Origin of the sequence: Bacillus sp. FJAT-28004, assembly GCF_001280845.1 — a bacterium.
GTDB lineage: Bacteria > Bacillota > Bacilli > Paenibacillales > Paenibacillaceae > Pristimantibacillus.
The window spans coordinates 596,536-612,223 of record NZ_LGHP01000002.1 but is presented as its reverse complement, the minus strand read 5'-3'; the positions used below and the strand labels follow the sequence as shown (position 1 = coordinate 612,223).

General features: G+C 40.9%; 12 protein-coding genes. All 12 read right to left on the bottom strand.

Annotated elements, in window-relative coordinates; all coding sequences use genetic code 11:
• Nucleotides 1-684 carry a response regulator transcription factor gene (locus AC787_RS24685; protein ID WP_054027618.1) on the bottom strand — a complete coding sequence of 228 codons (684 nt, stop codon included), beginning with the start codon at nucleotides 682-684 and terminating at the stop codon, nucleotides 1-3.
• A 209-nt stretch (nucleotides 685-893) separates the two neighbouring features.
• A complete protein-coding gene (locus tag AC787_RS24680; RefSeq protein ID WP_054027617.1) occupies nucleotides 894-1,466 on the bottom strand; it encodes a YdcF family protein in 573 nt (190 codons plus the stop codon).
• 178 nt (nucleotides 1,467-1,644) lie between these two features.
• Nucleotides 1,645-2,529 (bottom strand): carbohydrate ABC transporter permease, encoded by an 885-nt coding sequence (locus AC787_RS24675; RefSeq protein WP_200930762.1) that lies wholly within the window; start codon nucleotides 2,527-2,529, stop codon nucleotides 1,645-1,647.
• Between the two features lie 18 nt (nucleotides 2,530-2,547).
• Nucleotides 2,548-3,444, bottom strand: coding sequence for a carbohydrate ABC transporter permease (locus tag AC787_RS24670; RefSeq protein WP_054027616.1), 897 nt, complete (start codon nucleotides 3,442-3,444; stop codon nucleotides 2,548-2,550).
• A gap of 84 nt (nucleotides 3,445-3,528) precedes the next feature.
• Nucleotides 3,529-4,956, bottom strand: coding sequence for an ABC transporter substrate-binding protein (locus AC787_RS24665; RefSeq protein WP_054027615.1), 1,428 nt, complete (start codon nucleotides 4,954-4,956; stop codon nucleotides 3,529-3,531).
• A 120-nt stretch (nucleotides 4,957-5,076) separates the two neighbouring features.
• Nucleotides 5,077-6,687: a response regulator gene (locus AC787_RS24660; RefSeq protein WP_161807566.1), complete on the bottom strand. Its 1,611-nt coding sequence runs from the start codon at nucleotides 6,685-6,687 to the stop codon at nucleotides 5,077-5,079.
• Nucleotides 6,671-8,455 carry a sensor histidine kinase gene (locus tag AC787_RS24655; protein WP_054027613.1) on the bottom strand — a complete coding sequence of 595 codons (1,785 nt, stop codon included), beginning with the start codon at nucleotides 8,453-8,455 and terminating at the stop codon, nucleotides 6,671-6,673. The genes AC787_RS24660 and AC787_RS24655 overlap by 17 nt, the downstream gene beginning before the upstream one ends.
• 113 nt (nucleotides 8,456-8,568) lie before the next feature.
• Complete coding sequence (locus AC787_RS24650; protein ID WP_054027612.1) at nucleotides 8,569-11,166, bottom strand: glycoside hydrolase family 3 N-terminal domain-containing protein; 2,598 nt, start codon at nucleotides 11,164-11,166, stop codon at nucleotides 8,569-8,571.
• Nucleotides 11,167-11,427: 261 nt separating this feature from the next.
• Entirely contained in the window at nucleotides 11,428-13,155 is a 1,728-nt protein-coding gene (locus AC787_RS24645; protein WP_054027611.1) for an S-layer homology domain-containing protein, read from the bottom strand.
• A gap of 413 nt (nucleotides 13,156-13,568) precedes the next feature.
• Entirely contained in the window at nucleotides 13,569-13,901 is a 333-nt protein-coding gene (locus tag AC787_RS34575) for a hypothetical protein (RefSeq protein WP_054027610.1), read from the bottom strand.
• 291 nt (nucleotides 13,902-14,192) lie between these two features.
• The gene (locus tag AC787_RS24635) at nucleotides 14,193-14,573 is read right to left on the bottom strand and encodes a VOC family protein (RefSeq protein WP_152970743.1); all 381 of its coding nucleotides are present in this window, start codon (nucleotides 14,571-14,573) and stop codon (nucleotides 14,193-14,195) included.
• A gap of 333 nt (nucleotides 14,574-14,906) precedes the next feature.
• On the bottom strand, nucleotides 14,907-15,647 hold the full coding sequence (locus tag AC787_RS24630) for an SDR family NAD(P)-dependent oxidoreductase (protein ID WP_054027608.1): 741 nt from the start codon (nucleotides 15,645-15,647) through the stop codon (nucleotides 14,907-14,909).
• Nucleotides 15,648-15,688 lie beyond the last annotated feature (41 nt).

The window sequence follows — 15,688 nt, the reverse complement described above, 5'->3', positions numbered from 1 at the left end:
CTAATCACCAACCTTATAACCTAAGCCTCGTACTGTTTTAATAATCTTCGGATTTTGCGGGTTATCCTCTAGCTTTTCCCGCAGCCTTTTGATGTAAACCGTTAATGTATTATCATTCACAAAATCGCCCGCAACATCCCAAATCCTCTCAAGCAGCTGATTTCTTGAAAGAACCTGACCGATGTGGTTAGCGAAAATAAGCAATAAGCGATACTCTAAAGCAGTCACTGGAATTTCATCGTTTAGCTTGTAAACCTTACCTTCGAGCGTATTAATTCGGACATTTTCGATTTCAATTATCGCTTTCGTTTGTGACTGCTTCTGGTATCTGCGCAGCACCGATTTGATCCGCGAGAGAAGTTCACGAATACGAAAGGGCTTCGTGATGTAATCATCTGCGCCCATATCTAGCCCCATTACAACATTGACCTCATCATCAATTGCCGTTAAGAAAATAACCGGTATATCACTGCGGTCCTTCACTATTTTGCATAAGTCATAACCACTACCATCAGGCAGTGATAAATCAAACAAGCATAAAGTGAATTGTTCAAGCTCGTCTGCTAATACCTTTTTTGCTGATGCAGCATCATAACAAATTACGGTAGTGAATTGATCCTGCTGCAATGAATATTCAAGACCGGATGCGATCGTTTTATCATCTTCCACGAGCAATATTTTCATTTGATGATCATCCTACCTTTATTTTACTTTGAGAAAACGAATGAAGACATTTATTGTATCATATTTGATACAATGCCCTATTGCTAGATTATCTTGCACACAGAAAAAAGATCGTGCTCCTGCCTGATGCAGAAACGCGACCCATTTGGTTGTATGATTTAGATTTATCAAGAGCTTTCATCAGACTAATTATCATTTTATTTATAACATTATTTAAAGAGATATTTATAATATGCTGGGAATTCTCGTATTATTGAGTAAATATCTCTAAACTCAAAGATTTTGGCATGAGCTGAATACACTTCTTTAATATCCATTTTTCTAAACGCTAATTTTGTCCTAGATACATGAAAATATTGAGTAATAACCATAGCGGAGTCTAATTCTAATTCCTCCATAATCTTGCTGGTATTTTGGGCGGTCATGTATGAGTTGTACCCATTATTATCCTCTATAATTTTATCTTCCGGTATCCCTTTATCTATTAAGTAAGATTTCATAACCTTTGCCTCATCGAAACCTTCCTTACCTATACCACCACTTACAATGATAAAAGTAAAATAGCCCCCATCATAAAGTTCTACGGACTTATCTAATCTTGCTTTTAACCGCTCAGAAGGCTGTCCATTAACTTCTACTTTATTTCCTAATACTACAGCTACGTCAACAGGTTTTAATTCATCATTCAACCCATCTACTATCACGAAAGTAGTGTGAATGATAAACCAGATGAAAAGACTTGCTACTACTATTAAAAATCGTTTAATGAAAACAAAGTTCAATCTCTCACCTGCATTCTCTCATTTTTTATCCATAATCCTTCCTAAATATTATCACATTGCTGCTGATACCGAAGCCGTGCGCACAAAAAAACCTTAATCGACCAATGAATTCGGTCATCAAGGTTTTTGCTTTAGCTCTTAAATTAACTCTATTAGTTGAACTCATCCTATCATGCAGCTAACCTTTGACAGAACCGCCTGTTACCTGCATAAAAGATTTATTAGCAAAAACATATACGATTAGAATCGGCAAAATCGATAAGCAGGCACCCGCCATAATCAAATGGGTTTGCGTTGCTGCAGTCGTACCATATCTTAAATCCGCTAAACCAACCGTCAAGGTTTGTAATTTAGGGTTTGTCATCGTAAAAACAAGTGGCAGGATATATTCATTCCAAGCATTCCGGAAGGCAAATAATGCTGCGACGCCTAAACCCGGTTTCAATAACGGAAGAATAATTCGCCAATAAACCGTAAAGAAATTACATCCATCAATGTGCGCCGCTTCATCCAAATCCCGAGGAATTCCTTTGAAGAAACCGATTAGAATAAAAAAGGTAGTGGCATGAGCACTGATTAGAATAAAGATAATCCCCCATAACGAGGAATTCAGATGCAATTTCACCATAAGCTCGAATTGCGGTCGGATTACAACGGCGCCAATAGATATAAACATCGTCACTGCTTGAAGACTAACATAAAAGCTCTTTCCGAAAAAACTTCTGCGATCCACAACATAGGCAGCCATCGAGGCCAATAGCAGTGTCCCAATCGTCGTAAACGTACTAATAAATAAACTATTCCAAGTGAACTTAGCAAAGTCTGCTTGTTTCCAAGCATCCAAGTAATTCGAGAAATGCCAAACGCTTGGAAGAATAGTTGCGCCCGCTGTTAGCTCTGCATTCGTTTTGAAAGAGCCAAATAACGTAACGAGCACAGGAAACAAGGTAAATATGGCAACAACCCCCAGGAATACCCAAAGAATTATTCCTGAAAATACACGTTTCGCTCGCCTGCTAATTTTAGTTATCTGAGCGGTATTAGTTGCTGGTGCTGTGTTCATTACAGCAAACCCCCTAGGCTAGAAAATACGGTTTAAACGTTTTGATAACCAGAAATAACCTAATGTAATGATTCCGACGATTACGGCAGACATAAAGCCGACAGCGCTGCCATAGCCAATCTGTTGAATCATAGTCGAACTAGAGGAAATCGGGAAAAACATTCGATAAACATAAAGATACATAACTTCTGTTCGTCCGATTGGTCCGCCCTCTGTTAAGACCATAATGCTTTCATAACCTTTCAAGGATATGGTAATCGCTAGCATAATAATCATTTGCAGCACTGGTCCCAGCATAGGGATGGTAATGTAGAAGAACTTTTGAGAAGCATTCGCTCCATCTAGTGAAGCGCTCTCATAGACGTCATCTGGAATGCTTTGCAGACCAGCGAGGAAGAGCAGCATATAGTTCCCAATCGCACCCCAGATAGCAACGATAATAGATGTCACCATGGCTAGATCAGGGCCCAGCCAATCAATGCTTTTGGAGATGATATGATATTTCAATAGAAACTGGTTTAATATTCCGTTGTAAGAATTAAAAATGTTAAAAAAGACGATAGAAATTACCGCGGTACTCAGCACCGTTGGCATAAAATAAATGGCTCTCAAAAAGTTTTTACCTTTAAGACCTTTATTTAAAATCACCGCTAAAATTAATGATAAAGGAATCGTAATGATGATTTTCCCCATCGCATAGATCGCGGTATTAACAACTGAGTTCCAGTAGGCTTCATCTCTCATCAAACTAGCAAAATTACCAAATCCGATAAATACTTCTTCTCCGTATCCTGGATAATCATAAAACATATATCTAATCGCCCATAAAATCGGATAAATCCCTAGCACCACGGTGAATATTAAACTGGGCAAAATAAATGAGTAAGATTCTCCTAATTTGCGTAGACTGGTCATGTTCGATTTCATCTCCTTAATAACAAGGATAGGGCATACGAGATGCTCCTATCCTTTTTTGGCATGATCCATGCATTAGAAGTATTATTTGACTAACATTCCTTGCATGCTCTTCGCATCAAAGTCCGGCATTGCTTCAGTTGTTACATCTCCAGATGCCCTAGCTTTATCAAGTGCATCATTGTACCTGGTATTTACATCCGTAATCATCTTATCCAAATCTCCGCCACTAATCGCATATTTAATAAATAGATTTGGAAAATCCGTTCCTTCTACAGTCACTTTCGGCGAAATAGGCCACAAGCCATCATATTGTGTAGGAAGGAATCCCGCGATACCAGGCATTTCCGGATTCTTGGACTGCGCTATGATTTCTGGAAGAAGAGATAAGCCATAGCCATCTTCATAATATGTTTTTAACACTTCATCACTGTACATATACTCCAAGAATGTCCAAGCCTCTTTTTTATTTTTAGTCTGACTACTGATGGAAAGCCATGGACCTGTTTTCCAGTAGCCTGCTACTCCTGCAATGTCACCGCTAATCGTTGGAGGCAAAGTAGCTGACCAGTTTACTTTTGTTGGGAACTGCGTTTGATATACATTTGGCTCAGCGGAAATCGATAGGTACATGCCGATCTTGCCTTCAGCAAATTGAGCACGCAGTGGATCAATGTCTAGAGCCTCTACGCCCGGTAGCATACTGCCGTCATCCTTCATTTGCTTAAATGCCTTCATGATTTCTGTAAATCCAGAAAAATCATATTTGCCAGTTTTGAAATCGTAGCCATAACCGCCGATTCCACTCAACTCAGCGATCGATCTTGGAGCCTTTTCAAAAGAGTTGTCTGCTCCTTTAAAGTTAATCGCAAAGCCATAGGCACCAATATCCTTGCCTACTTCAGTAATTTTTTTCGCAACCTCAACCATTTCGTTCAATGTTTTTGGAGGGCTTGTGATACCAGCTTTTTCAAAAAGATCAACGTTATAAATTAGTCGGCTTGAATATCCGTAGTTGGGAAGGGAAAAAATTTGACCATCCATCATGTTTGATTTATCAACGAGTGCCCCTTGGAATTTAGCCTTAGTCCCATCATTCATATAGCCATCCAGTGGTTCCAAATACCCCTTCTTGACAAAAGGAATAAAGTTGCTTGGGGTCGTTCTAATAATGTCAGGAGCTTGCTTGCTAGAGAATGCAATATCAACGGACTGGTTATAGTTCTCAGAAAGTCCTTTCAACTCTACCTCAATATTCTCTGTATTGGTTTCGTTAAACCTTTCGACAACTTCTTGAATATAGGTCAAATCATGCCGATCCTCTGTCCAATAGTTGAGCTTAACCTTCTCGGCTTTAGTTGTTCCCTCCACAGCTGCTTCATTAGACGCCTTTGGTGCCGGTTCATTTGTACCCTTAGCCGAGTTCGTAGAATTTCCGTTACCCGAGGAGCATGCGCTCAAACTAAGAGCAAGGATTGCAGCTGCAGTAACCATTCGCGTTTTTTTTAACATGACCATTTCAACCCCTTCGTTTTGTTAATACTGGTTATATCAATTATTATAATTAATCGAAGTCAGAGACATAATGGGATAAACCAATTCTCAAGGGGGGTATTCCGACGATCTTTGCTACTATTTGTAATAGGCCTGTTTGAACTCTGATGGTGTCATTCCCGTATTTTTCTTGAATATTTCGCTAAAATATCGCCGATCCTCATAACCAATATCAGCTGCAACCTCCTGCACCTGATGGCCTTTCATTAGCATTAATTTGGCTTGATCAATTCGTTCATTCGTTACAAATTGAAGGAAGGTTTGGCCTGTAACCTTTTTGAATAAATTGCTGAAATAACTGCTGCTCAGATGTACCAGCTTCGCACATTCATTCACAGATAACTCCAAATGAAGATGACTCTTCGCGTATTCAATAGCTTTATGTATAACGCGCTCAGCCTCTGTTGTTCTATGTTTATCTTGTAATACACAGCCATTAATACATAGCTGCTCAAGAGATTTTTGTAATTCCAGTAATGACATCCGATCTTTATTTTTATGCTCTTCAATGTCTGCTTTTAACCCTTGCAAATCATCGATATGCAGTTTTTCCTCTAATACCCTTAGAACCATATAAACTAATTCATCATACATCGTGATCAGATATTGCGGATGTGGCAGCGGCTGTATTTTAGCACAATCCTCATAAATTTGTTGCAATACTCCAAGAGCCAGTTCCTGATTTCCTGAACGCACAGCAAAGAGAAGCTCCTTCTCCTGATCTAATGAATAGGTACGTAAATGCTGACTCACCTGACCAAAATCGCCATAACGAAACACTCCATTGCCTCCGGTATAAAAATTATAGGTCAATGCGCTTATAGCCTGCTGATATCCGATATTAATTTCTGAAATGAGGTTTATGCTTAAGCCCACCCCGATCGAGACGGTATGACGCGAATATTCCGCACAATTATTACAGCAAATCTCGGCTAAAGATCTAGGATCTATCTGTGCTGTAGAATTATAGATGACAACAAGGCGATTCGTGCTTTCTCTAAATACGACCCCTTGTGTATAGGCGCTAATCGTCTCCTCCAAAATATTTTGCAAAGCATAACGAGTTAGCTCTACTTCACCGATTGGCAGCGTTTGAATGGTTTTCGAGAATTGATCGATCTCGACGACCATAACAACAAAACCCTCTTTCTTTAAATTTATTTCAAGAAAATCCCATCTATCTTTCGTGCATTTCTCACTTGATGAATAGCGGATGAGCAGGTTGAAATATTCCTGCCTTAAGAGCGGCTTGCTTTCTCTTACTCTAGCTTCCATCTCATATATTCTTTTATGCTTGCCCCGCTCAAGTTCAATTTCTTTAGATGCCTTCAGGACAACCTCTATAATATCCTCCATTGAAAAAGGCTTAGCTACAAAATCAAAGGCCCCATATCGAATCGCCTGCTGAGCGTAACTAAATTCCGTATAGCCGCTCAAAAGAATGACTTTGCATGCTGGGAACTTTTCTATGATTCTACGCGTTAATTCAAGTCCATCCAGAACCGGCATCCGAATATCTGTCAATATGATATCAGGCTGAAGCTCCAAAGCCATCTTGAGCCCTTCCTCACCGTCTAAGGCAGTACCAATGATCTCAATTCCATAATCCTCCCAAGGGATTCCAAGAGATATCCCATCTATAACACTCATGATATCGTCCAACACACACATGCTAATCCGTTTCTCCATACCCATCTCTTCCCTTCATATTGATTATTAATTTAATAGTGGTTTTCTGATCTGGAACACTTTCGAGGATCATCTCTGAGTCTCCGCTGTAATAAAGCTGCAGTCGGTGATAAATGTTGCGCAGTGCATATCCCGTATTCTGATTGGGTACTTGTAGATTTCTCTTGATCTCGTCCACATTCATGCCACTCCCATTATCCTCTACAGTGATAACGAGATGCTCCTCTGTTTTTCTAATCAATATATCAATAACTCCGCCTGATTTACGATTTTTAAAACCATGTAAAATTGAATTTTCAACTAAGGGCTGAAGAATAACTTTGAGGATATTAATATAACTAATGGAGTCTTTTTCGATATCCACCACTACATTGTAGTCAAATAAATTTGTATAGCATTTTTTTTGAATGAATAAATATTGTTTTACATGGTCAATTTCTTTCTCTAATGTCGTGTACTCGAATCCATTATTCAAACCTAGCTGGAACATTCGTGATAAGGAAAGAACCATTTCCTTAACATCATCCGATTGATTTAATTGTGCCTTCCAATAAATGGTGTTTAATGTGTTATACAAAAAATGAGGATCGATTTGCGCCTGTAATGCTTTAATTTCCGCCTTGCGCTTCTTAATTTCAATTTCTCCAGTTTCCTTGATGGATAGAGCTAATTCTTCTAGCATACTATTGAATTTTCTTCCGACCTGAGAGACTTCATCCTGATATTCGCTTTCAAATCGAACGCTTAAATCATTCGTGTGTTCAACTTTCATCATTAAGTTTCGCAACTTAAGCAACGGCTTCAGTAAAACAGCTGTAAGAATATTGGAATAAATCATGGAAAACAATAGACATCCAATCATAATTAAGATCGTAACCCATTGGATCAAATGGATTTGTTTTAATAGATCTGATTTTGATTGAACACTAAGCAGAATCCAGTCCTCTGCTAAAGATAGGCTTGCATAATTTATCAATAAAGAGTTTTTAGCTCCCTTATATTCAAAACTACCTTTCGTATCCTGATTAATATTTTCAAGAAAACCACTCTCATTAAAACAGCTCAAAAAACTGGATTCCGAAGAAAATACCAGGTCCCCCTTACTCGAGACCAGATAAAACCGTTGTCCTGTTTCCTCTACATTTTTCATAAGCATATCAATCAACGCTTGTTCTTTTATATTCACGATAATGTAAATCTCATTATTCTGGTTCTCCGTAAGCGGTTGCATAACTAACGTAATAACCTTTTCTTTTCTCCGAAAAAAGGTATCCTCATGTCCTTCTATCCAAATGGCATGCTGATACTCCGAAATGAGCTTGTACATTTCAGTATTAAAAAAAGAGTTTTCTTTCGACCGTACATAATTGGTCGGATAAAACTCACCTATAGACGTTGTAATAAGAATAGACTGAACGGCTGGCTCCAATGCTTGAATTTGTGAAAATGGCGTTTGAATGGAAGATAACAGCTGATAATAGTTTTGTGTATCGCCCGCGGATGCATTTTTAATGATGTCCTTGAAAGATTCGCTGATTGTCAGCGTCATGACCGATACGATAATTTGCCTTAGCTTCTCATCGAATACTTGCGCAGACTTATTCAGGCTATTCTGGCTTAATTCGGAGGCATTCCTCTTAAGGATGTTGGCTGCAATAACATAAGTCATCGTCCCCGTCGTGCTAATCGCTAACGTGATCAAAATTACAAACGAAAGCCAGATCCTCTTCTTATACGATAACTGATACAACCATTGTTTATAGTTCAATCTCTCTCTCCCCCTGTTTAAGCACTAACTTTATGTATCGAAATCTATCGTATCATAGATCAGTATATAAAATACGTCCCGAGCTAAATCAGCATCGAGACGTATTCCCAAACTTATTCGATTAATTGTGCAACAGTGGAGAGATCGAAAATATCAATTTTCCCATCCGCTTTTACATCCGCTGCCTTAAAGTCAGCCCAGTCAGGACTTTTATCTGTCTTACCAAATGCTACGGCAACGATGCCTAGGTCACCAATGGACACTTTATTATCGCCGTTCAGATCGCCTTTAATATAACCAATGCTTATACTTTTGGAAGCGTCGGCAAGCGGTGTTTCAACACCGTTTCCATCAGCCAAAATAATATTAGTTAGCTTAACATCAGTAGTAGCTACCTGTGCATTCGATTTTGCTTTAAGCTGTAAGCTTAATAGATCGCCATCCGAATTAATCGCATTCCCTGCTCCCAGGCTTGCGAATATTATTCGTACTTTCCCTGGCGCCTTCACCTCTTTACTGATGACTTCCAAGCCTGTTTTCAATGAAGTTGCATCAACAAAGTCCAATTTAGCCGGATCAAAATTAAGAGTAAGCTCTTGCGCATACACGTTTTGAGCTACTTTATTCAGACCAAAGTTCAAGCTAAAGTCTTTGCCAGCCGTTACAGAGGTTTCTCCGGTTAGCGTAGCACTAATGTCAGAAGCGTCTGCTGCATAAGATAATCCAAAACCAAATGTATAATCGTCACCAACTGCATTCGTGTAGGTGTAATCGAACTTTTCAGCGTAGCCTGGTACGTCAGGTGCGTTGTTCAATACAGCCTCTTGGTTAGCTGGGACCGTGATCGGCAGCTTACCTGTAGGGTTGAAGCGCCCGCGCAGCACGTCGAGCAGGGCTTCAGCCTTGACGTTGTAGGTTGCCACGACAGCTGCAGCGTCTTGCTCAACCTCGTTGATAACCCACGGATTGGTCATGTTAATCACTAGGGCAGTCGGAACGGCCGCCTCGATCTGCTTAACCTTTGCCACGTCGATACCAGTGAGCTGATTCAATTGGATCTCCACCGTGGAGAGGTCAGGGTACTCGTATGCTTTCGGCCGTAAAACCACGAGGGCGGCGTTCGCCTCCTCGAGCGTGCCCACGATGTTTACCGACGGATCCTCCTTAGCGATGAGTGCCTTCATTGAAGCGGTCTGAGCGGCACTATTTGTACCATTGAAAACCTCCACGTACAGCTTCGTAGTGGCGAGTTTTGCATCGGTCAGCGGCAGCAGTCCCTCATTATTGCGCAAGAGGGTAACCGACTTGAGGTGAGCCTCGTCGGCACGTGCCTGGTTTGCAGATGAGTCTGCGATTTCCTGAGCCGCAGCTGGGTCAACGTACGGGTTCTCGAACAGTCCGAGATTGAATATCTCCGTAAGTAGAAGTGTCAATGAAGGGGTAAGCTCCTCTTCAGCGAGCACACCCGTGTTAACCGCGGAGATGAGTCCGCTCGGGTTGTTGTTGTCAGAGAATATGCTCGTTCCGGCGCGGATCGCCTTGGCGAACTTCTGCTCAATTGTCAGGCTCTCCACACCATAAGCCATGCCGGCCAGCACGCCGCTGTCGCTGTTCACATAACCTTTGAAGCCCAACGTGTTCCGCAACAGGTCGGTGATGATGCCCTTGTTGTAGGCACCTGCCACCTGCTCGAACTGCTCGGTTTCAGAGTACCAAAGCTCTTTCGGGAGCTGATCGGCACTCATCTCGTTGTTAGGAACGTTATAGAAAGACATGATCGAGCTCGTTCCCGCTGCAATTGCAGCCTGGAATGGCGGAAGTTGGTACTCAAATAAGCTTCCAGCCGTCGGGTAGAGCGTATACTTGCCGTGCGGTAAGTGCGGGTCCAGACCTCGTAATACTGGTCCGTCACCAGGGAAGTGCTTGATGGTATGGGCTACAGACTCGCTGTTGATCTCTTCCCCTTGGAAGCCTTTGACAAGCTCAGTGGCTATCATCGCGTTTAACTCCGGGCTCTCTCCGAAAGATTCGCTGATACGGCGCCAACGCGGCTCTGTCACGACCTCAACTGTGGAGCCGTAGATCTTGCGGATGCCGGACGCGCGCCACTCTTCGCGGGCGATCTCTGCAAAGTCGCGGTTAAGAGCTTGGTCTTGTGTTGCCGCCATGCCCAAGGCTCCGGGCCAAATGGAGAACTGTCCAGAGGCCTCTTGGAAGCCGAACTGGAGAGATTCTGCAATGTAGTTCCGCGGGTTGGAGGTAAATACGAGCGGGATACCCAGCGGTGTGTCTTCCGCGATCTCCTGATACGTGTTGTTTCGTGTAGCTATATCGAAGGCAGTAGGGTTGTCGCGTAAGATGAAGTAGCGGATGTTACGATTTTTGATGAAATCGTTGACGTTGGCGGCGTTAGGATTAGAGGTGATCTGCATAAGGCCAGCTTTCTCCGCCACGCTCATGCGCGGAATAAGGTCGGCCACGCGCTCCGATGTGGACTTCTCCCAGTTTTCATAAATGTCCAGTTCACCGTTACCGTTTAAATCTCTGTATTTCTTGCCATCAATCGTAAGTATAGTCTTCACATGACTAGAGATTACAGGCTGTGATGCACCATCAGCCGCACTTACGTTTGATAAACCAGGCGAAGTTAACAACAACGAACCGAGTAAAAGTAACGCAACTGGTTTAGATTTTATCGTTTTCGAATTCATATTTATCCCCTCACATTAATCATATTTTATACTGTTTGCGATTCTCTTTTTTAGGCTTTCATTGTTGAGAATTACTATAAGAGCCCATTGTTAAGCGCTTTCAAAACGAATAGTGAAAATAGTAAACTTTTAATGACCCATACCAAAAATTTTGATAAACTTTGTTTACTTAAGGTGGACTTCTCTTATTATAATCACCTCCTTCATACCTAGAAATATTGATTAATTGAATAATATTTAAAAGAAGAAGTGGTCTAAATCCTACTTATACAAATTTGTATAAATGTTATACATCAAAACAGCTGCTTGAGCCCTATTCGTTGTTCCTTTTGGATCGATCGCGCCCCCAACACCCTGAACAAGTCCCATTTTGACCATTACAGCTACGCTTTGAATAGCATAATCAGCTATTTTCGCATGATCCTTAAATTGGCTTAGTGGTTCCTCATTCGAGTCTGTTGTCATTTGTTTAACCACTCGCAACGTACGCTCTGTTAATACAATCATGTCTTCCCTTGTAATTGGCTCGTGAGGCAGGAACCTATTGTTGCCTACGCCTTCCGTAATGCCGAGGCCTCTGGCGATTCTTATAGCATCATGGTAATAATCACTTTCTTTTACATCCGCAAATTCGCTTCCAGCTCCCTTACTTACATCAACCTCTAAAGTCCGTACTAACAAGACTAAAAAATCGGCGCGTGTAACGGACTGACGAGGAGCAAACGCCTTGTCTGAGATACCGTTGATAATCCCTTTGGATGCCAAAACCTCAATCTGTTTTTTCGCCCAATCCAAAGCAGCAATATCGTCAAATGTTTTTTTAACAAATGCTGTGGCGTACTTACTTAAGTGTGTAGTCGAGAAAATGATTGCGCCCGTAGTGGCATCATACCTGCCGTTAGGAACCGGAACCACTTTACCCTCTTCATTTAAATACCATACAACGATATGCTCAGGGCTCTTTAATTCCTCTGTGCTCAGTGAATATGGCACGACTACCGTTACAGGGGAGTTCGGGTTATTCCAAGTGATTTTTTTGTCACCGATATGCAGGCTTATATCTCTAATAGGTCGATCCCCGATTTGCTTCCATAGAGCTTGGTCTAGTTCACCGGCATCTGCTTTTCCGATCCTCAAACCTATGCTATTGGCAGTTATTTCACCGACTTTAAACATTTTATTGGATATTAAAATAGTCCCAAGCGGCGAAGTTACCTTTATTTGAACCAAACCTCCATTAGCTGCGAAAGCGGATGTCGGTAATTCCAATTCGTACGCTGTTGCACCTGGTATTTCTTTAATAACAACCTCTATATTTTTTACTCCTTTTTCATTGGCTGCTATCTGCTTGACTGCATTATCCCAGGCTACTTGGGTTACAATTGCAGTTGCCAATTTCGTTACAGAATTCATCTTCACCTCCGGTTTTAGTATTCCTGGTGTTGACTGATCAATTGGCGGATTTACAACAGTTCCCGTATCCCCAGAGCCTGGATCCCCTGAATTGCCGCTAGCAATCGACGCGTTCACCTTCATATTTGGAAGATACATATGTCCGGTCAATTGGCTATCCACCGTTTGAACAGATTTCAGCTCAAGTGCAGCGGTTCCTTGTCGAATCGTTTTGAACGTTATGATTGCTAGATTTAAGGAACCGCTCTCACCCGCTACTTTGTGTAATTTAGTACTTGCAAATCGCAATTGATTACCTTCAAGCACTGGTTTGATTGAGAATCCACCGGATATGCCACCTTGAACTCCCTTATATTCCAACATGGTTTGATCAAAATTGAGACTGAGTTCATATCCATACACATCCCTTAAATCATTCCCAGTAACGGTAATCTGTAGCTCATTGCCTAACGCTACCTGGTTGTTAGTCACGTTTAAAGTAAAGGAAGGCGCGGCATCTGCATATGTAACCACAGGAGGCATATATACAAAGCACATTAATAAAATTAAGCTGAGCAAATACGATTTTTGTCTCACGATGAAGGCTCCTCCCTTAATCTTTTCACCTAGCATGGTATTAGGCTCTGACTTTTCATTTTCAGTGTTATGACGTTTCGTACTCTTTTTAAATTTTCAATGTTCAACCATTCTCATTTGTTCTTTATTAAGTGCATACACAAATTATAAAATGACTTTATGATTCAGGTGGACATCTCAGCAATTCACCTCCATCTAATTACTTAGTCATGTGGTGGCTATGTCTTACTTCTCTGGTTGCAATGCTTTTTCTGTCTTGCGGGAACACGGTACTATTCCGTTATCCGATACATTAGCCGTCGCTATGTAAGAGATTAGGATAATCATAATAGAACTGTATCTGAAACATAACGGGACAAATCTATTGTGATGGGGGGGATTCCTATGCAATGTATTTAATGGAATTCACAGTATTAATTTATTGGGAGAATAGAAGAACGAGCTTGACTTTTCCTTTTCACTATCCCTAAACAACAAAAAAGCCAAACCGTCTCAATAGACCAATTTAGCTCTTTCATTTTTTTACAGTTCTCAGGAATACCTTCGGAATTTGGCGTTCTCGCTAAACGAATTTCTTCTTCATGAACAGTACTTGCAAATTTTTGAGCTTGAATGTAATGTTCTGACGTGGGCTCATCTAGCAGCAATGGTTCACTAAGTTCTCTTAAATGTAAAACTCGATATTTTGTGCTATATGCTTCAATTCCATTGGTGAGTGTTTGGTCGTCTATGAATGTAATATTCATGCATTCAACTCTTGAAGCGATAGAACGTCTATCAATGATTCATCGGTTTTAGCATTATAAAATCCAGAAATCCCATCGCTAAGCAACAAAATAAAACACCTCATTTTGACTTCAAACCTAACTAACATTTCCTCTGATAATTATAACGCTTTTCTATTAATTACTGCGTTAGCCTGCCATTTGGCTTAATAAAATGAGCAGGCCACCGAAGCGCCTGCTCATCCATTTGTGTTATTCAACTAATGTCTTTCGTTAGCGTAATATCTAAGAAGTACGTGTGGTTAGGTTAGATTATATTAATGATTCCCCAAAGCCAATCGTGTAACCTTCTGGGTCTTTTATTGCGAACTCTCTCATCTGATATTCATTCGTTCTTATTTCGTATTGAAACAATGCCTCTTTAGACTTGAACTCTTCATATAAATTATCAATTCCTTCCACCATCGCATAAACGTTTACGGCATTTTCTCCATGCAGAGGGTAGTTTGGAACAATGGCATCTGCTTGATTACTTTGATGAAATATCATCATTAACCCTTCACGCTCGACAAAACCCATTTCGTAATCGCACCAAAAACCCAACTTACTGTAATAATCCAATACCTGTTTTCGATTTGAAACAAAAAATATTGCTGAGAAATGTTTAATCTTACTTTCTATAGTCGTTGACATGAAAATATCTCCTTTAAAGATAAAATATGTTACAACTAACATTTCTACAATTACTTCATCACATCGTCTCCTCCTTGAATTTGGAATCTCACCTGATTGTATCAGTTTTTGTTATTTTCTGGTATATGAAATGAATAGAGTATCAACTAACCTCCCCGTTAGTTTAATAAAACGAGCAAGCTACCGCAGTGCCCGCTCATCGTTGTGTGCTATTAAACTAACGTTACTCGTTAGCGTAATAACTGTTGATTAGCTAATAACTTTATCAAATTCTCTCGGGTGTCTCATAAACGTACTTTGGCATTGGTAGTATCAGATGACACTGGACTCCAGTTACAGCCCCCCAGTAACAGGGGTATACGATCCGGTAACAAAACGCGAATCGTCGCTTGCCAAGAACGAAATAACACCTGCAATATCATCAGGTTCCGCCACACGCCTCAGTGGTGTGAAGCTACTAATGGTTTGTTTCTCTTCCTTTGATAAAAAGGCCGTCGCATCGGTTTGCACTAATCCGGGTGCAACCACGTTGGCTGAAATCCCTTGTGGACCGAATTCTTGGGCAATATAGTCGGAAAATGTATTCAACCCTCCTTTTGCCGTTCCATGAGCGATCATGTAAGGCGAAGGATCCTTACCTAAACTGCTGGATACATAAATGATACGTCCGAACTTTTGTTCGATCATGAACGGAATAACGGATTTAGTCGTCACGAATGCTGCTTTTAGTTCATCGTTTAATTTCTGAGAGAACTCCTCCCAATTCATTTCGGCAAATGGCTTCGCAGTGAAACTCATATTCGCGTTGCAGACCAATATATCAATTTTCTTAAAAGCTTCTAAAGTAGCGTCTACGAGCTTTGTAAATTGGTGTGAATCACGAACATCCGCCTGGAGAGCAATGGCTTCTCCGCCGCTGGATCGAATATCGGAGACCACCGCTTCAGCAGCATCTTGATTTTTTAAATAATTAACAACGACTTTCGCACCCCGTTGGGCCAATAATTTTGATGCAGCACTCCCAATTCCTCTAGCGCCTCCGGTAACGATAACAACTTTCCCCTGTAGATTCATATTATTCTTCCTTCCATCCTACTATTTAATTTCGAATGTTC

What these genes read in the sequence shown, in the direction of transcription:
- AC787_RS24675 (WP_200930762.1), bottom strand. Translation starts at nt 2,529, where the DNA reads ATGAACACAGCACCAGCAACTAATACCGCTCAGATAACTAAAATTAGC.
- AC787_RS34575 (WP_054027610.1), bottom strand. Translation starts at nt 13,901, where the DNA reads ATGAATATTACATTCATAGACGACCAAACACTCACCAATGGAATTGAA.
- AC787_RS24635 (WP_152970743.1), bottom strand. Translation starts at nt 14,573, where the DNA reads ATGTCAACGACTATAGAAAGTAAGATTAAACATTTCTCAGCAATATTT.
- AC787_RS24660 (WP_161807566.1), bottom strand. Translation starts at nt 6,687, where the DNA reads ATGGAGAAACGGATTAGCATGTGTGTGTTGGACGATATCATGAGTGTT.
- AC787_RS24665 (WP_054027615.1), bottom strand. Translation starts at nt 4,956, where the DNA reads ATGTTAAAAAAAACGCGAATGGTTACTGCAGCTGCAATCCTTGCTCTT.
- AC787_RS24685 (WP_054027618.1), bottom strand. Translation starts at nt 684, where the DNA reads ATGAAAATATTGCTCGTGGAAGATGATAAAACGATCGCATCCGGTCTT.
- AC787_RS24630 (WP_054027608.1), bottom strand. Translation starts at nt 15,647, where the DNA reads ATGAATCTACAGGGGAAAGTTGTTATCGTTACCGGAGGCGCTAGAGGA.
- AC787_RS24670 (WP_054027616.1), bottom strand. Translation starts at nt 3,444, where the DNA reads ATGACCAGTCTACGCAAATTAGGAGAATCTTACTCATTTATTTTGCCC.
- AC787_RS24650 (WP_054027612.1), bottom strand. Translation starts at nt 11,166, where the DNA reads ATGAATTCGAAAACGATAAAATCTAAACCAGTTGCGTTACTTTTACTC.